General features: G+C 41.7%; 17 protein-coding genes. 16 read left to right on the top strand and 1 reads right to left on the bottom strand.

Annotated features, from left to right (window positions below; all coding sequences use genetic code 11):
* Positions 1-141: 141 nt before the first annotated feature.
* The 6 genes from mnmE to ACIQXQ_RS02815 all read left to right on the top strand — a co-directional run bounded on the left by mnmE (position 142) and on the right by ACIQXQ_RS02815 (position 7,248).
* Positions 142-1,527, top strand: a complete 1,386-nt coding sequence (mnmE, locus tag ACIQXQ_RS02840) for a tRNA uridine-5-carboxymethylaminomethyl(34) synthesis GTPase MnmE (RefSeq protein WP_402869932.1) — start codon at positions 142-144, stop codon at positions 1,525-1,527.
* Between the two features lie 21 nt (positions 1,528-1,548).
* Positions 1,549-3,435 carry a tRNA uridine-5-carboxymethylaminomethyl(34) synthesis enzyme MnmG gene (gene mnmG / locus ACIQXQ_RS02835; protein WP_402955090.1) on the top strand — a complete coding sequence of 629 codons (1,887 nt, stop codon included), beginning with the start codon at positions 1,549-1,551 and terminating at the stop codon, positions 3,433-3,435.
* 31 nt (positions 3,436-3,466) lie between these two features.
* Complete coding sequence (rsmG, locus tag ACIQXQ_RS02830) at positions 3,467-4,183, top strand: 16S rRNA (guanine(527)-N(7))-methyltransferase RsmG (protein WP_402869937.1); 717 nt, start codon at positions 3,467-3,469, stop codon at positions 4,181-4,183.
* A gap of 351 nt (positions 4,184-4,534) precedes the next feature.
* Positions 4,535-5,401: a nucleoid occlusion protein gene (gene noc, locus ACIQXQ_RS02825; RefSeq protein ID WP_402869940.1), complete on the top strand. Its 867-nt coding sequence runs from the start codon at positions 4,535-4,537 to the stop codon at positions 5,399-5,401.
* Between the two features lie 232 nt (positions 5,402-5,633).
* Positions 5,634-6,395: a ParA family protein gene (locus ACIQXQ_RS02820; RefSeq protein WP_402871289.1), complete on the top strand. Its 762-nt coding sequence runs from the start codon at positions 5,634-5,636 to the stop codon at positions 6,393-6,395.
* On the top strand, positions 6,388-7,248 hold the full coding sequence (locus ACIQXQ_RS02815) for a ParB/RepB/Spo0J family partition protein (RefSeq protein ID WP_402869943.1): 861 nt from the start codon (positions 6,388-6,390) through the stop codon (positions 7,246-7,248). Before ACIQXQ_RS02820 ends, ACIQXQ_RS02815 begins: the two co-directional genes overlap by 8 nt.
* Before the next feature lie 93 nt (positions 7,249-7,341).
* On the opposite strand, the gene yyaC is transcribed toward ACIQXQ_RS02815, so the two are convergent.
* Positions 7,342-7,974, bottom strand: a complete 633-nt coding sequence (yyaC, locus tag ACIQXQ_RS02810) for a spore protease YyaC (RefSeq protein WP_402869946.1) — start codon at positions 7,972-7,974, stop codon at positions 7,342-7,344.
* A 393-nt stretch (positions 7,975-8,367) separates the two neighbouring features.
* On the opposite strand from yyaC, the gene ACIQXQ_RS02805 reads away from it, so the two are divergent.
* From ACIQXQ_RS02805 to dnaB, 10 genes are all read left to right on the top strand, one after another.
* The gene (locus ACIQXQ_RS02805) at positions 8,368-9,207 is read left to right on the top strand and encodes a mechanosensitive ion channel family protein (RefSeq protein ID WP_402869949.1); all 840 of its coding nucleotides are present in this window, start codon (positions 8,368-8,370) and stop codon (positions 9,205-9,207) included.
* 21 nt (positions 9,208-9,228) lie between these two features.
* Complete coding sequence (locus tag ACIQXQ_RS02800; RefSeq protein WP_402869952.1) at positions 9,229-9,426, top strand: DUF951 domain-containing protein; 198 nt, start codon at positions 9,229-9,231, stop codon at positions 9,424-9,426.
* Between the two features lie 166 nt (positions 9,427-9,592).
* Positions 9,593-10,693 carry a redox-regulated ATPase YchF gene (gene ychF / locus ACIQXQ_RS02795; protein WP_402869955.1) on the top strand — a complete coding sequence of 367 codons (1,101 nt, stop codon included), beginning with the start codon at positions 9,593-9,595 and terminating at the stop codon, positions 10,691-10,693.
* A 172-nt stretch (positions 10,694-10,865) separates the two neighbouring features.
* The gene (gene rpsF, locus ACIQXQ_RS02790) at positions 10,866-11,150 is read left to right on the top strand and encodes a 30S ribosomal protein S6 (RefSeq protein WP_402869958.1); all 285 of its coding nucleotides are present in this window, start codon (positions 10,866-10,868) and stop codon (positions 11,148-11,150) included.
* A gap of 68 nt (positions 11,151-11,218) precedes the next feature.
* Positions 11,219-11,749 carry a single-stranded DNA-binding protein gene (ssb, locus tag ACIQXQ_RS02785; RefSeq protein ID WP_402869961.1) on the top strand — a complete coding sequence of 177 codons (531 nt, stop codon included), beginning with the start codon at positions 11,219-11,221 and terminating at the stop codon, positions 11,747-11,749.
* A gap of 45 nt (positions 11,750-11,794) precedes the next feature.
* Entirely contained in the window at positions 11,795-12,034 is a 240-nt protein-coding gene (rpsR, locus tag ACIQXQ_RS02780; protein ID WP_053348323.1) for a 30S ribosomal protein S18, read from the top strand.
* A 335-nt stretch (positions 12,035-12,369) separates the two neighbouring features.
* A complete protein-coding gene (locus ACIQXQ_RS02775) occupies positions 12,370-13,311 on the top strand; it encodes a YybS family protein (RefSeq protein ID WP_402955085.1) in 942 nt (313 codons plus the stop codon).
* A gap of 33 nt (positions 13,312-13,344) precedes the next feature.
* Positions 13,345-15,315, top strand: a complete 1,971-nt coding sequence (locus ACIQXQ_RS02770; protein ID WP_402869965.1) for a DHH family phosphoesterase — start codon at positions 13,345-13,347, stop codon at positions 15,313-15,315.
* Entirely contained in the window at positions 15,312-15,761 is a 450-nt protein-coding gene (gene rplI, locus ACIQXQ_RS02765; protein ID WP_402869967.1) for a 50S ribosomal protein L9, read from the top strand. The genes ACIQXQ_RS02770 and rplI overlap by 4 nt, the downstream gene beginning before the upstream one ends.
* Positions 15,762-15,917: 156 nt before the next feature.
* Entirely contained in the window at positions 15,918-17,282 is a 1,365-nt protein-coding gene (gene dnaB, locus ACIQXQ_RS02760; RefSeq protein ID WP_402869969.1) for a replicative DNA helicase, read from the top strand.
* The last annotated feature ends 64 nt before the right edge of the window (positions 17,283-17,346 follow it).

Genomic DNA, 17,346 nt, shown 5'->3' with positions numbered 1-17,346 from the left:
TAAGGCATGTGGATAACTCTTGAAAGGAAGGAGTATCTACTTTTTTTCATGATTATACTGTGTTATTGTTGTAATTTAGGGATTCAAGATTTTTGTTTATCAAATAAATTAGAGAAACATTAATATACAAGAGGTGAAAGCATGGAATTCGATACAATCACCGCCATTTCAACTCCTTTAGGGGAAGGGGCAATTGCCATCGTAAGAATCAGCGGTGATGAGGCCATAGAAATAGCCGATAGAATATTTAAAGGACCAAGCGGTAAAAGTTTACGGAAAGTGGATTCACATACCATTCATTACGGGCACTTGGTTGTACCTAAAACTGGAGAAGTCATAGAAGAGGTTATGGTTTCTGTCATGAAAGGTCCTAAAACGTTTACGAGAGAAGATGTTGTTGAAATAAATTGTCATGGTGGAATCGTTTCGGTTAATCGGGTTTTACAGCTTATCCTCTCACAGGGGGCACGCTTGGCAGAGCCTGGTGAATTCACGAAACGAGCTTTTTTGAATGGGAGAATCGATCTCTCTCAAGCAGAAGCTGTCATGGATTTAATCCGAGCTAAAACGGATAAAGCGATGAATGTTGCGTTGGGTCAAATGGAAGGGCGGCTTTCGAAATTAATTCAAAAGCTGCGACACGAAATATTACAGACTCTCGCACAGGTCGAGGTGAATATAGATTACCCAGAATATGATGATGTTGAAGAAATGACACATCGATTGTTTTTGGAAAAGGGCAGTTATGTCAAGGCAGAGATTGAAAAACTTCTCAGGACGGCCCAGCAAGGAAAAATTTTGCGGGATGGCTTGGCGACGGTTATCATCGGGCGTCCGAATGTCGGAAAATCGTCTTTGCTAAACAGCTTAGTGCATGAAAATAAGGCAATCGTTACCGATGTCCCAGGGACAACTCGAGACGTTATTGAGGAGTATGTCAATGTGCGTGGGGTGCCGCTAAAACTTGTCGACACAGCTGGTATTCGTGAAACGGAAGATATCGTTGAGCGGATTGGTGTGGAACGCTCCCGGGCGGTATTAAAAGATGCGGACCTGATTTTACTCGTTTTAAATTACTCCGATGACTTTACGCCGGAAGATGAAAAGCTGTTCCAAGCGGTCGAAGGAATGGATGTCATCGTCATTATCAATAAAACGGACCTGCCACAGAAAATCAATATGGAGCAGGTTAAGGAAAAGGCAGCCGCACACAAAATAGTCACTACATCTTTACTGGAAGATGAAGGTGTCGATGAATTGGAAGAAGCGATTGCTTCTTTATTCTTTGAGGGCTCTTTGGAAGCGGGGGACATTACCTATGTTTCCAACGCCCGTCATATTGCGCTGCTCGGACAGGCCTTGCAATCGATCGAGGATTCCATGGAAGCAATCGAGATGGGAACGCCGATTGACTTAGTTCAGATCGATTTCACAAAGGCATGGGAATTACTTGGGGAAGTTATTGGTGAAAGTGTCCAGGATAATTTAATCAATCAATTGTTTTCACAATTTTGTCTAGGAAAGTAAGAGTAGAGGGAGGAAAATGATATGCAATATGAAGCAGGAAACTATGATGCCATCGTAGTTGGGGCAGGCCATGCAGGTAGTGAAGCGGGTCTTGCATCTGCTAGAGTCGGTGCCAAAACATTGATGATCACCATCAACTTAGATATGGTTGCCTTTATGCCATGCAACCCTTCTGTTGGAGGACCGGCAAAAGGGATTGTGGTCCGGGAAATTGATGCCTTAGGCGGCGAAATGGGTAAAAATATCGATAAAACGCACATTCAGATGAGAATGTTAAATACAGCGAAAGGTCCGGCCGTTCGTGCTTTACGTGCACAAGCAGATAAGTTTCTTTATCAGCAAGAAATGAAAAAGACGATAGAAGATGAGCCGAATTTAACGTTAATTCAAGGAATGGTTGAGGAATTGATTGTTGAAGATGGCGTTTGTAAAGGTGTCATCACAAAAACGGGTGCCATTTACCGTGCGAAAACTGTCGTTATTACGACTGGGACCTATTTACGGGGCGAAATCATTTTAGGGGAACTAAAATATTCAAGTGGTCCTAATAATCAGCAACCATCCATCAGGCTTTCCGAGCATTTGGAAGAGTTGGGCTTTGATTTGGTCCGGTTCAAAACGGGAACGCCTCCGCGCGTCAATAGTTCTTCTATTGATTACAGTAAAACGGAAATACAGCCGGGTGATGAAGTTCCACGTGCTTTTTCCTTTGAAACGACAAAATACATCACCGACCAATTGCCATGTTGGTTAACGTATACAAATGAAGGAACTCACCAGCTCATTGATGCGAATCTACACCGTTCCCCAATGTATTCTGGGATGATTAAAGGGACTGGCCCTCGTTACTGTCCATCGATAGAAGACAAAGTTGTACGCTTTAATGACAAGCCACGCCATCAGATATTCTTGGAACCGGAAGGGCGCAATACCAAAGAAGTATATGTACAAGGATTGTCTACGAGCCTTCCCGAGGATGTCCAAATTAGGATCCTTCAGACCATACCAGGTCTTGAAAAGGCTGAGATGATGCGTGCAGGATATGCGATTGAATATGATGCGATCGTGCCGACACAACTTTGGCCAACATTGGAAACGAAAAAAGTGAAAAACCTGTATACAGCAGGTCAAATCAATGGGACATCAGGTTATGAAGAAGCGGCGGGCCAAGGATTAATGGCTGGTATTAACGCTGGCTTGAAGGCATTGGGAAAAGAAGAACTGATTCTAAGCCGGTCAGATGCATATATTGGCGTTTTAATCGATGATCTTGTGACAAAAGGTACGAATGAGCCTTATCGCCTGCTGACTTCACGTGCAGAATACCGCTTACTGTTACGTCATGATAATGCAGACTTACGCCTGACCGAAATCGGTTTTAAAATTGGAATGATCAAAGAAGAGCGATATAATCGTTTTCTTATAAAGAGAGAGGCCGTGGAGGCAGAACGAGAACGGTTGAAATCCACCTTCATTAAACCTACTCAAGAGGTGCAGGAGATTATCATCGCAAGTGGTGGGAGCGAACTAAAAGATGGGATTCGCGCTTCGGATTTATTGAAGCGGACAGAAATGGATTATTCCCACATTCAAAAGCTTGCTCCAAGTGATGTCGACCTAAGTGATGAAGTGAAGGAACAAGTCGAAATCCAGGTCAAGTATGAAGGATATATTGAAAAATCCTTACAGCAGGTTGACCGCCTCAAGAAAATGGAGAATAAAAAAATCCCAGAAAACATCGATTACGATGCAATCAATGGATTGGCTACGGAAGCTCGCCAAAAATTAAAACAGGTACACCCTCTATCCGTTGCCCAAGCTTCACGGATTTCAGGTGTGAACCCTGCTGATGTCTCTATTTTGCTAGTTTATTTAGAACAAGGAAAGATCGCTAAAATTTCTAAGTAAACGGAAATACCCGAAAAGGATTGAAGTAATCATGAATATTGAGCAATTCCAACAAGCGCTGCAGGAGAAAGGCATTGAACTTTCTCCACGCCAGCTTGAGCAATTTGATATGTACTATCATTTATTGGTGGAATGGAACGAAAAGATGAACCTAACGGCCATAACCGATAAAGAAGAAGTCTATTTAAAGCATTTTTATGATTCGATCAGCGCAGCTTTTTACTTCGATTTCAACAAGCCTCATCGTATTTGCGATGTGGGTGCCGGAGCTGGTTTCCCGAGTATCCCTTTGAAGATCTGTTTCCCGGATATTCATGTATCAATCGTTGATTCTTTGAATAAGCGCATCTCTTTTTTAAACCATCTTGCTGACTCTTTACAATTGTCAGGCGTATCGTTTTATCATGACCGTGCCGAAACATTTGCTCAGAAACCGGAACATCGTGAAACCTATGATGTTGTTATGGCAAGAGCGGTGGCAAGAATGTCTGTTTTGAGCGAGCTATGTTTACCCCTTGTTAAAACGGATGGGACATTCATTGCGATGAAAGCGGCCAGTGCCCATGATGAGATGGATACAGGAAAAAAGGCAATCTTCACATTAGGTGGGAAAATTGAGGAAATACACCCGTTCATATTGCCAGAAGAGAATAGTGAGCGAAATATCATTACGGTGAAAAAAGTGAAGAAGACTCCAAAAAAATATCCAAGAAAACCAGGTACACCGAATAAACAACCTATAGAATGACCGGTACGTGAATAGTCTGTTTATCACGATTCATACGCGACTAGCACTTTACGATCCTTTCCTTTACTATAAATAATATAATTTCCATTTTATTTAATGTAAGCTGTCCCAGTGAACCAGTTTGGTGGGAAAAAGTTGGGGACTCTTAAATCGGCGGGGAAATAATCTTAGACAGGCGTCTACTATTAATAATAGCAAGACATTTAGGCTATGGAAATGCATTGGTGACGCCAGTCGACATGGTTATACAGCAATGGTCGATATGTATTTTCATGTCGGGAAATGTATGGAGGACTTGTTCTTTCCATAGAGAATATGTTATTTGGGAGTTTTAAAAGGTGGTGTAGGAAGATGAAGCATCCTTTTTCGCGTTTCTTAAGGTTTGGCGAAAAAGAAGAACAGCAACTTGAGATGGAGGCACCAAGCAATAATAATGAAGAAATAAGGAAAATTTCCATTTCTGATATTGTGCCAAATCGATTTCAACCAAGGACTGTATTTAACGACGATAAAATCTCGGAACTAGCTCAGACGATTCATACACATGGTATCATTCAACCGATTGTAGTTAGGGCATATGGTCAAGGGAAGTATGAAATCATTGCAGGTGAGCGTCGTTTTCGTGCTATGCAAAAGCTTGGTTGGGAGTTGGCACCAGCCATAATTAAAGATTTCACGGATACAGAAACGGCTTCAGTAGCGTTGATAGAGAATCTTCAGCGTGAAGAATTGACACCGATTGAAGAAGCGTTAGCATATGGGAAATTAATTGAGCTCCATAACTTAACGCAGGAAGCACTCGCTCAAAGATTGGGAATTGGCCAATCGACGGTTGCCAATAAACTTCGGTTGTTAAAATTGCCACAGGAAGTCCAAGAAGCACTGCTTCAAAAACAGATTACGGAACGTCATGCCCGTTCGCTGATTCCGTTGAAAAACCCGGAAAATCAAGTCAAGCTGCTTCAAGAAGTCATTGAAAGAGGTTTAAACGTCAAGCAGACGGAAGAGCTGGTTGTCAAGCTTCTTACTGGTACAAAGGATCATTCAAAGCCAAAGCCGAAACGCAAGGCATTTAGTAGGGACATGAGGATTGCGGTTAACACGATTCGCCAATCGCTGACCATGGTAACGGATAATGGCATAAACCTTGATGCAGAAGAAGAGGAATTCGAGGAATATTATCAGTTTACGATAAAAATCCCAAAGAAAAAGTCTTAATCTGGTATCATCCCCCGCTTGGTAGTCATCGATTACCAAGCTTTTTTCTTGTGATTCGCAGTGAAAAAAACGAAATATTTATCTCCAAAAACTGCATTTTTTGACTAATTTAAAAGAATACCGAATTTTTCGTCGAATTTAAGAATTCGAGTTTCTTCATCATTATTCATGATAAAATAGAAGAAATATAGTACGTTTAAGATAGATGAGATTGTTGAAAGCAGGTGAATTCGTGGGGAAGATTCTTGCCATTGCCAATCAAAAGGGCGGTGTTGGAAAAACGACAACTTCGGTCAGCCTCAGTGCTTGCCTTGCATATATAGGAAAGAAAGTCTTGTTGGTCGATATAGACCCTCAGGGTAATGCGACTAGCGGCACTGGTATTGATAAAGCAGATGTGGAACAGTGTATTTATGATGTATTGGTAGATGATGTCGAAGCCAGTACCGTAATCTTGGAAACAAAGGTTGAAAACTTATATGCCATACCTGCCACAATCCAATTAGCGGGTGCGGAAATTGAGTTGGTACCTACCATCTCCAGGGAAATTCGATTGAAGCGTGCATTAGAAGAGGTGCAAAGTCAGTTCGATTATATCGTCATCGATTGTCCACCTTCACTGGGCTTGCTCACACTGAATGCCTTGACGGCAGCCGATGCCGTTTTGATTCCCGTACAATGTGAATATTACGCATTGGAGGGATTGAGCCAGCTGTTGAATACGGTCCGTCTCGTGCAGAAGCATTTAAATCATGATTTAAAGATCGAAGGTGTTTTGCTGACGATGTTGGACGCCAGAACGAATCTAGGTCTTCAAGTGATTGAGGAAGTGAAAAAATACTTTCAGGATAAGGTATATCAAACTATCATTCCCCGAAATGTTCGTCTGAGTGAAGCACCGAGTCATGGGGAACCGATTATCATTTACGATCCGAAATCACGCGGTGCGGAGGTCTATCTACAATTGGCAAAGGAAGTGGTCTCAAATGGCTAAAGGACTTGGAAAGGGACTCGACGCACTCTTTCCTAATGTGGAAGTCAGCAAGGATGAAACTGTTCAGGAAATAAAATTGAGGGAATTAAGGCCCAATCCCCATCAGCCGCGAAAAAACTTCCGCCCCGAAGCGATTGAAGAACTTAAGCAGTCAATTTTGGAGCATGGGATCCTTCAACCGATTATTGCCCGGAAAAGTATTAGAGGATTTGAAATTGTAGCTGGAGAAAGACGATGCCGTGCGGCTAAGGAAGCCGGTTTAAAAACGGTTCCTGTCGTTGTCAGGGAGTTAAATGAACAGCAGATGATGGAACTGGCGATATTGGAAAACCTACAGAGGGAAGATTTGAATCCGATTGAGGAAGCGGCAGCTTATCAAACGTTGCTCGAAAAGTTAAATTTCACTCAAGAGCAATTAGCACACCGTCTCGGAAAAAGCCGGCCTCACATAGCTAACTATGTCCGCTTGCTCTCTTTGCCTGAAGAGATCAGGAACTATATATCAGAGGGCACGATCTCCATGGGGCATGGGCGTGCATTGCTAGGATTAAAGAAAAAAGAGCTGCTTAAGTCTGTCATAGATAAAATCCTCAAAGAAACGATGAACGTTCGGCAGCTGGAGAATTATATCCATCAGTTGAATGATACTGTTTCACGTGAAACGAAGAATGCCAAACAACCAAAAAAAGATATATTCATCAAACAAAGAGAGTCCATACTACGGGAGAAACTTGGGACCAGCGTGACCATAAAACAAAGCAAGAAAAAAGGGAAGATAGAAATAGAATTCTTTTCAAAAGAAGATTTAGATAGAATACTAGACTTAATCGACCAAGAAAACATCTCCTCATAGGAACCATGGACTCTAATGTTTCTTGTCCCACTATGTATGCATAAAAAATAAAGGAAGGGATGTCCCTTCCTTTATTTTTTATAAGTATCATTATTAAAGTGTTTTTTCCTTTTTGAATGACCAGGTAAATGGGGTGATGGATGGCTTGGCAGGATAATGTCGTTGTGCTTCATGAATGCCCTCGGCTATAGTTTTGGCCATTTTTAAAACCAGGTTAAGCCGTGTGTTCTGTAGGACCATGAATTCCATGAACCCACTGACATTCACGATGCCTGTAATATGGGCATGCCCAACGGCTGGTAGGTCTTTATTGACACCCGCACCAGGTTTCACTGGTCCTTTACCGAGTTGGACAATCCCCACGCTCTTTAGTTTACCTAAGCAGGCATCTATGCCAACGATAAATGCATTCACATGGACTTTTTTGATTTCATCTAACTTTTCCTGCAGGTTCATCGCATGTATAGGGTTATCGAGTGTCCCATACACATGGAATGAAGAAGCACCTAGTTCGGATTTTTCTTGAAGTAGGGTACCGACAAGTGGACCGAGGGAATCACCAGTAGAACGATCTGTGCCAATGCAGACAAAAACGATAGGCTGAAGCTTTCCTGAAGGCAAGAGATTGAGTAATTCCTGGGAAATTTGATTGGTTGCGTCCGCATCTTCATGCAGGATACGACTTAATCTAGTTTTGTTATTAAATAGATTAGAATTAAGATTCATCGGCTCCACTCCTTTACTTTGTTTTGTGTTAACAGTATACGGTTGAAAAGGAAAAAATATACGGGATATAGGTTAAATTGAGGGGGGAATTAATTATTAAGAACAGCTAATTGGCTGAAGGGCAAATGTGAATCTGTCCTTTCCTCTACCTCGTTGCTAGTTGCATAGCGATTTATAGTAAAAAGATTTATGTTTTGAAATGGAAAAAAATTTCTAATTTCTTTACTATATACCCATGTTATTTTTATACAGAAACCTTTAATTTAATGATATTACAAACAAAACTTCTCCTATACTGGATTACATCCTCGGCCGTAGGGTAGAAAGAATAAGTTCAACAGGAAAAACGGTGGGCCCTTTAGTAATTTGCAAAAGATAGAGTAGGAGGAAAGCATGGAAAACGCTACATATAGTAAAATTACAGAAGAAATTTTGGATGAAAAAGTATGGCTGATGTTAGGTGAGGGGATTATTAAAATCTTCCTTGTTCTCCTCTTATCGCGTATTATTATAAGAATAGGAAAGACGGTACTAAATAAATTTTTTCTGGTCCGAACCAGAACCCCCCTCCGTGTCTCGGAGCGGAGAGAAACGACGCTCATTAAGTTACTCGAGAACGTCATTACATATGTTGTGAATTTCATATCCTTGATTATGATCCTTGAAATTTGCGGACTCGATGTGAAGGCTTTACTTGCTGGGGCTGGAATTATTGGACTCGCAGTAGGGTTTGGAGCCCAAAGTTTGGTCAAGGATATTATTACAGGATTCTTCGTCATTTTCGAGGATCATTTCTCTGTCGGTGATTATATTAAAATCAATACTTTTGAGGGTGAAGTCCTTGAAATTGGGCTACGCACAACCAAGATTAAGAGTAGTAAAGGGGAATTGCATCTCATACCGAATGGGAGCATCACGCAAGTAACAAACTACTCCATATTGAACAGTAAGGCTGTGGTGGATGTGACGATCCCTCATGACGGATCCGTTGAACTTGCTGAAAAGGTATTAATCCGACACTTAGGTGGTTTAGCGAAAAAATATGATGATTTAGTCAGAAACCCTGAGTTACTGGGAATCGAGACAATTACTCCAGAAGAAATCGTATTGCGTGTGACGGCTGAAACAAAGCCAATGCGCCATTCTGAAATGAGTAGGATATTGAGGAAAGAAATCAGTACTGCCCTTGAAGAAAGTGGAATCCAATCTACTTACAAAGGCAGTGAGTCATAAAAGCTGGGGGGCCACATGTTTATGGAAGAAAAAGAATTTGCATTGAATGATGTTGTCGAAATGAAAAAGCCACACCCATGTGGAATCAATAAGTGGAAAATCATCCGATTGGGCATGGATATCCGGATTAAATGTGAAGGTTGTGGACACAGCGTAATGTTGCCCCGGCGTGAGTTTTCCAAGAAAATGAAAAAAGTTTTACTAAAGCATGAGGAGTGATCATGCTTTTTCCATGTATAGATGGCATTTCTGTCTCTCAATGATTTACTTGTCTTTTCAGGAAGTGAAATCTATAATTGGGAAAGGTTTAGGTATTGGGTGTATCTTTAGTAATGATTTATCTAGTAACACTATGAACGAATTATCTTGAAGGAGTGAAATATAAATGGCTTTAACAGCTGGTATAGTCGGTTTGCCTAACGTAGGTAAATCCACTTTGTTTAATGCAATTACTCAGGCAGGTGCGGAATCGGCGAATTACCCTTTCTGTACAATCGACCCAAACGTCGGAATTGTAGAAGTACCCGATTATCGTCTGCAAAAATTGACTGAACTGGTCCAACCGAAAAAAACCGTGCCAACAGCATTTGAGTTTACAGATATTGCTGGGATTGTAAAGGGAGCGAGTAAAGGGGAAGGTCTAGGCAATAAATTCCTATCCCATATCCGCCAAGTAGATGCAATTTGTCAGGTTGTTCGTTGCTTCGCTGATGATAACATCACTCACGTTTCAGGAAAAGTAAATCCGATTGATGATATCGAAGTCATCAATCTTGAATTGATTCTTGCAGACCTTGAATCTGTGGACAAGCGCATCGATCGTGTTGGAAAGATGGCTAAACAAAAAGATAAGGGTGCCGTGGCCGAACATGAGATTCTTGTTGCATTGAAAGAAGCTTTAGAAGCTGAAAAGCCTGCCCGCTCAGTCGAATTCACTGAGGAACAGTTGAAAATCGTGAAAGGCATGCACCTCCTAACAGCGAAACCAATGCTTTACGTGGCAAATGTAAGTGAGGATGAAGTGGCAAATGCGACTGATAATGAGTTCGTGCAACAAGTCCGGGAATACGCCGCGACGGAAAATGCAGAAGTTATCGTAATTTGCGCCAAAATCGAAGAGGAAATAGCCGAGCTTGAAGGTGAAGAAAAGGAAATGTTCTTATCTGAGCTAGGCATCGAAGAGTCAGGTCTTGATAAATTGATCCGTGCTTCATACAATCTATTAGGGCTGGCCACTTACTTTACGGCTGGAGTGCAGGAAGTGCGTGCCTGGACGTTCCGTAAAGGTATGAAGGCTCCTCAATGTGCGGGTGTCATCCATACAGACTTCGAACGTGGCTTCATTCGTGCCGAAGTCGTCGCTTATGATGATTTGCTAGAAGCAGGTAGCCATAGTGCAGCAAAAGAAGCAGGAAAAGTACGACTAGAAGGTAAAGAATATATAGTGAACGACGGAGACGTTGTCCACTTCCGCTTTAACGTATAATATAAAAGGACTCCGCAGATTCATTCTGCGGAGTCTCTTTATACTATAGGAAGATACATTCGACACTCGTTGCAAACCTAGTTTAACTATGCTATAATTTATTCTTGTGAGTAATTATAAAAAATTGCTCCTTGCCCAAATGGGCCGCTTAGACCAAAAGGAGGTGACAGTGATGAGAAAATACGAAATTATGTATATCATCCGTCCAAACATTGAGGAAGAAGCTAAAAAAGCTTTAGTTGAACGTTTCAACACAATCCTTACTGATAATGGTGCGGAAGTAGAAGCAAAAGAATGGGGTAAACGCCGTCTTGCATACGAAATCAATGATTTCCGTGATGGTTACTACATGCTTCTTAAAGTTAACGCTGAAAGTGCTGCGATCCAAGAATTCGATCGTCTTGCTAAAATCAGTGAAGACATTATCCGTCATATGGCTACTAGAGAAGACGTTTAATTCAATATTTAATATAAATTCTAATCTAGCTTCTTGTAAGCAGGGTTGAAAACTAGGGGTTGATTCTGATGATGAATCGCGTAGTTTTGGTAGGACGCTTAACTAAAGATCCTGAATTACGATATACACCTAATGGAGTTGCAGTGGCTACCTTTACTTTAGCAGTGAATCGTACTTTTACGAATGCACAAGGTGAACGTGAAGCGGACTTCATTAATTGTGTAGTTTGGCGTAAACCGGCAGAAAATGTGGCTAACTTCTTGAAAAAAGGTAGTTTAGCTGGCGTGGATGGACGTGTCCAAACGCGTAATTATGAAGGACAAGACGGCAAACGCGTGTATGTGACGGAGATTCTGGCTGAGAGTGTTCAGTTCCTTGAACCACGAAGCAGTTCAGCGGGTGAAAGAAATGATGGCGGTTCTTACGGTGGCGGTCAAAAAAGCTATAACAACAATAATGGCGGCAATGATCAAAATTCGTATGGACAAAATCCTAATCAGAATCAACGGAGTAACAACAACTACACTCGTGTAGACGATGATCCATTTGCAAATGACGGTAAAACCATCGACATTTCAGATGACGATCTTCCGTTTTAAACAGCTGTTTAAAACGAAAATCCTAAAGCAGGGAGGGAAATTATTATGGCAATGGGTGGACGTAAAGGACGCGGTAAGCGTAAAAAGGTTTGTTATTTCACATCAAACGGTATCACTAAAATTGATTACAAAGATACAGACCTTCTTAAAAAATTCGTCTCAGAACGCGGTAAAATCTTACCACGTCGTGTGACTGGCACTAGCGCTAAATATCAACGTAAATTAACGATTGCTATTAAACGCTCACGTACTATGGCATTACTTCCATACGTATCAGGTGAATAATAACAACGGAGCGCATTGAGGAGAAATCCTTGATGTGCTTTTTTGTATATTTGCCCAAATGGTCCTTTTTCATTTGAAAAAACGATGCGAGCCCCAACTTCCTTCATCTTCGTTCTACAGTTTCTACGTGATTTGCTTCATTTTAGCTAGTTATTGTATTTAAAATTCGTGATCGGCCTGTTTTGCAAAAAAAATTTAACTAACAATGAAGAGAACTCCTATTTTTAAAGCTGATTTATCTGGAAAAAAGAATGGGAAGTTTGAAATATCCTGGGCTTAACGGATACAATATGTAGAGAAAGATACTTCATGATTTTATGATAGGGGGGATTCGGTTGAATAGTGGTAGAAAAATCGCTGAGGGCGGTGCTCTTTTAGCGTTATATTGTATATTATTACTCATTACAATATATATTCCTTTGTTGGGATTTATAACTTTTTTCTTTTTGCCGATTCCTTTCATTCTGGTGACCAGTAAGCAAAAGCTTTCGTGGTCAGTTGGATTCTTGTTTGTTGGATCGTTATTAACCATTTTAATCGGTAGCGTCTTATCCTTGCCAATGACCTTGCTAATGGGGGCGACGGGCATTGTGATTGGTTCCTTCCTGAAAAGGGATAAACCGATGACCCCTATGTTCATCAGTGCTGTCCTTACGTTCCTAGGTGGGATATTAGTGACCTATGCTGCCACAGTAGTGTTATTTGGAGTTAATTACATAGAAGAAACCATGACGGTAATGGAGGAATCCATTGATTCTTCTGCGAAAATCATGGAATCATTTGGTCAGGCCCCAACTGAAAAGATAATCCAAGGCATGCACGACTCGATAAGTACCTTGACTACGCTGATTCCGAGCTTGCTCGTGATTACATCTATCATCATGGTATTATTGATATTCTTAGCGGCCCACCCCATACTTAAAAGGTTCAGTGATAAATCCCTGAATTGGCCTCGTTTCCAAGATCTTCGCCTTCCAAAAAGCCTTTTATGGTATTATTTAATTACAATGCTTTTGGCTCTTTTTGTGAATATGGACAACAAAGATTTTGTATATATGGCCATAACGAACCTATTTTTCATTCTTCAATTTTTCATCATGATTCAAGGCTACTCACTCATATTTTATTTCAGCGATGTCAAGGGCTGGGCTAAGGCTATACCCGTTTTGATAGTGGTTGCCTCATTGTTGCTGCCGATATTCGCAATCCTCATCCGTTTTTTAGGTATAATAGATTTAGGATTCCCTTTTCGGGAGACGATCAAGAAAAAGGAATAGTCTGTTAAACAGATGCTTTTAGGAGCTGAAAATATGCCATCTTATTTAAAGGATTATTCGGTTAAGGCCCTGCTATACGGGTTGCTCGTTGCAGGATTGATATTTTTGGGCGTACTGGCTTACTATAATTGGGTTATTGCACTAATTGGATTGTTGGTTCAAGCCGGTTTGTTTTATTTAATATTGAAAATGGAAAAAAGAAAACAAATTAAGACCGAAGAATACATCACGACGTTATCCTACCGGTTAAAAAAGGTGGGAGAGGAAGCCTTATTGGAAATGCCGATCGGGATCATGCTCTTTAATGATGATTTTTATATTGAGTGGACCAATCCATTCCTCGCCTCATGCTTTAGTGAAGACTCACTGGCAGGAAGGTCTCTTTATGATATGGCGGATTCACTTGTCCCGCTCATAAAGCAGGAGATTGAAACAGAGACGATTACGCTTTATGACCGGAAATTCAAAGTGGTCCATAAACGCGAGGAACGCCTTCTTTACTTTTTCGATGTAACGGAGCAAGTGGAAATCGAAAAACAATATGAAGAAGAGAGAACGGCCATTGCGATTATTCTGCTGGATAATTACGATGATTTGACGCAGGGAATGGAAGACCAACGTAAAAGTAGTATAAATAGCTTGGTTACCTCGTTGCTGGATAAGTGGGCAAGGGATAATGGGGTATTTTTCAAGAGGGTTTCTTCTGAACGGTTTATTGCGGTCTTTAATGAACATATCCTGCAGCAGCTGGAAAATGATAAATTTTCAATCCTGGATGAAATCAGGGAAACGACCGCTAAACAGAATGTCCCTTTGACGCTTAGCATTGGAGTGGGATCTGCTGTTTCCTCCCTTCCAGAGCTGGGGACGCTTGCTCAATCGAGCCTCGATTTGGCCCTGGGCCGCGGTGGGGACCAAGTAGCGATTAAACAGGCAAGCGGGAAAGTGAAATTCTATGGCGGTAAAACCAACCCTATGGAAAAGCGTACGAGGGTGCGTGCACGCGTCATTTCTCATGCCTTAAAGGATATCGTCCTAGATAGCGATAAAGTCATTGTCATGGGCCATAAAAATCCCGATATGGATGCCATAGGTTCTGCCATAGGCATTTTGAAAGTGGCACAGATGAATGAACGTGAAGGGTATATAGTAATCAATACAAACGAGCTAGATAGTAGCGTCTTGCGTTTGATGGAAGAAATCAAAAATAAAGAGGATTTATATGGGCGATTTATAAGCCCTGACGATGCACTCGAGATGGTCACGGACGAGACGCTACTCGTCGTCGTCGATACCCACAAGCCTACAATGGTGATAGAAGAAAGATTATTGAATCGGATTGATAAGGTGGTCGTCATTGATCACCATCGTCGTGGTGAGGAATTCATCAAAAACTCCCTGCTTGTCTATATGGAGCCCTATGCATCTTCGACAGCTGAGCTGGTGACGGAGCTACTTGAATATCAGCCAAAACGCAGTAAAATTGATATGCTGGAGTCGACGGCGCTACTTGCTGGGATCATTGTCGATACGAAAAGTTTCACTTTAAGAACCGGTTCACGTACCTTCGATGCAGCTTCTTATTTAAGGGCCCACGGAGCGGACACGGTACTGGTACAGAAATTCCTTAGGGAAGATGTGGACACGTATATCAAGCGATCCAATTTAATTAAAGAAGTTGCGTTTTATAAAAAGGGTCTTGCGATTGCTTCCGCAAAATCCGAACAGACCCATAATCAGGTCCTGATCGCCCAGGCCGCTGATACGCTTCTGATGATGGATGGTGTTACCGCTTCCTTCGTTGTGGCTAAACGGTCTGAGGATACAGTTGGCATAAGTGCCCGTTCCCTAGGTGATGTCAACGTACAGGTTATCATGGAAACATTGAATGGCGGCGGTCACTTAACGAATGCCGCCACACAGATGGTCTGCTCCATTGAAGAAGCGGAGAGCCAGTTGAAAGCAGCAATTGATGAATATTTAGAAGGAGGACGAAAAGAATGAAAGTTATATTTTTAAAAGACGTTAAAGGTAAAGGGAAAAAAGGGGAAGTCAAAAACGTTGCGGATGGGTATGCCCATAACTTCCTGATTAAGCAAGGATTGGCAATCGAGGCGAATAACTCCAATGTAAAAACTTTGGAAGCTCAGAAAAATAAAGAAGATTCCCTGGCTGCCGAAGAACTTCAGCATGCAAAAGACTTGCAGGTGGAAATTGAAAAATTGACTGTCGAATTATCCGCTAAAGCCGGTGAAGGCGGGCGTTTATTCGGTTCTATCACAACGAAGCAAATAGCTTCAGAACTTCAGAAAAAGCATGGTATTAAAATCGATAAACGTAAAATGGAGCTTGCCGAAGGAATTCGCTCATTGGGGCATACGAAGGTTCCTGTGAAGCTACATCCAGAGGTTACAGCGACTTTAACTGTGCAAGTGAAAGAAATTAACTAATTTTAGTGGTTTCATATCTGAAAAAAATTGATAGAATAGAGAGAGACGAAAAAAATGTGATTGGGCTATGTTGTCCTGTCACTTTTTTTCTTTTTCAACTAAATCTACGAATTAATTAATGAAAATATATCCTCTTAGATTGGGAGGTTTTAAGATATGATAGAGCAATTTCAGGATAGAATTCCCCCTCAAAACATAGAAGCGGAACAAGCGGTGCTAGGGGCCATCTTCTTGGAGCCATCTTCGCTGACCGTTACTTCGGAATTGTTGATTCCAGAGGATTTTTATAGAAGTTCGCATCAAAAAATCTTTAACGTCATGATCAAGTTGAATGACGAAGGTAAAGCCGTTGACTTGATTACGGTAACGGAAGAACTTTCCGCCACGAAGAATCTTGAAGAAGTGGGCGGAGTGTCTTATTTAAGCGAACTGGCTGGTTCGGTCCCTACTGCAGCCAATATCGAATATTATGCCCGAATCGTGGAAGAAAAGTCATTGCTCCGTCGTTTGATCAGGACAGCAACGAACATCGCCCAGGAAGGCTATAGCCGTGAGGATGAAGTCGAGGAGCTGCTAGGGGAAGCAGAAAAGACGATCATGGAAGTGGCACAGCGTAAAAACGCCGGTTCATTTCAAAATATTAAGGACGTTTTGGTTCGAACCTATGATAACATCGAGATCCTGACCAACCGCAAAGGGGATGTAACTGGAATCCCGACGGGTTTTGCTGAACTGGACAGAATGACGGCGGGATTCCAGCGGAATGACCTCATCATTGTTGGAGCCCGTCCTTCTGTTGGTAAAACGGCTTTCGCTTTGAACATTGCCCAAAATGTCGCAACCAAAACGGATGAAAACGTCGCGATTTTCAGTCTGGAGATGGGTTCCGAACAGCTCGTCATGCGTATGCTTTGTGCCGAAGGAAATATCAATGCTCAAAATTTAAGGACTGGTGCCTTAACAGATGAAGACTGGCGCAAGCTGACAATGGCAATGGGAAGTTTGTCGAATGCCGGTATCTATATAGATGACACCCCAGGAGTCCGTATTGGGGAAATCCGCTCTAAAAGCCGTCGTTTGAAGCAGGAACATGGTCTTGGGATGATATTGATCGACTACCTACAATTGATTCAAGGAGATGGTCGTTCAGGCGATAACCGACAGCAGGAAGTATCGGAAATTTCCCGTTCACTGAAGGCCCTGGCCCGTGAACTTCAAGTGCCTGTCATTGCCCTTTCCCAATTATCCCGTGGAGTGGAACAACGGCAGGATAAACGTCCGATGATGTCGGATATTAGGGAATCAGGAAGTATAGAGCAGGATGCCGACATCGTAGCATTCCTGTACCGTGATGATTATTATGATAAAGAGTCCGAGAATAAAAATATCATTGAGATTATCATTGCAAAACAAAGGAATGGCCCAGTTGGCACGGTTTCACTGGCATTCGTCAAAGAATACAATAAATTCGTGAACCTCGAACGGCGATTCGATGATGATTCGATGTCTCCAGGAGCCTAATTGACTTTCTATATTTGGAACAAAGCCCACTATCTCTGGTGGGCTTTTTTTTACAATAAGGTGA

It is taken from the genome of Peribacillus sp. NPDC097198, from assembly GCF_044762055.1.
Lineage (GTDB): Bacteria > Bacillota > Bacilli > Bacillales > DSM-1321 > Peribacillus.
Note: the sequence above shows the minus strand (reverse complement) of the source record. Positions and strands in the feature narration are given on the sequence as shown.

What these genes read in the sequence shown, in the direction of transcription:
- rpsR (WP_053348323.1), top strand. Translation starts at nt 11,795, where the DNA reads ATGGCAATGGGTGGACGTAAAGGACGCGGTAAGCGTAAAAAGGTTTGT.
- mnmE (WP_402869932.1), top strand. Translation starts at nt 142, where the DNA reads ATGGAATTCGATACAATCACCGCCATTTCAACTCCTTTAGGGGAAGGG.
- ychF (WP_402869955.1), top strand. Translation starts at nt 9,593, where the DNA reads ATGGCTTTAACAGCTGGTATAGTCGGTTTGCCTAACGTAGGTAAATCC.
- ACIQXQ_RS02770 (WP_402869965.1), top strand. Translation starts at nt 13,345, where the DNA reads ATGCCATCTTATTTAAAGGATTATTCGGTTAAGGCCCTGCTATACGGG.
- ACIQXQ_RS02805 (WP_402869949.1), top strand. Translation starts at nt 8,368, where the DNA reads ATGGAAAACGCTACATATAGTAAAATTACAGAAGAAATTTTGGATGAA.
- rsmG (WP_402869937.1), top strand. Translation starts at nt 3,467, where the DNA reads ATGAATATTGAGCAATTCCAACAAGCGCTGCAGGAGAAAGGCATTGAA.
- mnmG (WP_402955090.1), top strand. Translation starts at nt 1,549, where the DNA reads ATGCAATATGAAGCAGGAAACTATGATGCCATCGTAGTTGGGGCAGGC.
- ACIQXQ_RS02815 (WP_402869943.1), top strand. Translation starts at nt 6,388, where the DNA reads ATGGCTAAAGGACTTGGAAAGGGACTCGACGCACTCTTTCCTAATGTG.
- dnaB (WP_402869969.1), top strand. Translation starts at nt 15,918, where the DNA reads ATGATAGAGCAATTTCAGGATAGAATTCCCCCTCAAAACATAGAAGCG.
- noc (WP_402869940.1), top strand. Translation starts at nt 4,535, where the DNA reads ATGAAGCATCCTTTTTCGCGTTTCTTAAGGTTTGGCGAAAAAGAAGAA.
- rpsF (WP_402869958.1), top strand. Translation starts at nt 10,866, where the DNA reads ATGAGAAAATACGAAATTATGTATATCATCCGTCCAAACATTGAGGAA.
- yyaC (WP_402869946.1), bottom strand. Translation starts at nt 7,974, where the DNA reads ATGAATCTTAATTCTAATCTATTTAATAACAAAACTAGATTAAGTCGT.
- ssb (WP_402869961.1), top strand. Translation starts at nt 11,219, where the DNA reads ATGATGAATCGCGTAGTTTTGGTAGGACGCTTAACTAAAGATCCTGAA.
- ACIQXQ_RS02800 (WP_402869952.1), top strand. Translation starts at nt 9,229, where the DNA reads ATGGAAGAAAAAGAATTTGCATTGAATGATGTTGTCGAAATGAAAAAG.
- rplI (WP_402869967.1), top strand. Translation starts at nt 15,312, where the DNA reads ATGAAAGTTATATTTTTAAAAGACGTTAAAGGTAAAGGGAAAAAAGGG.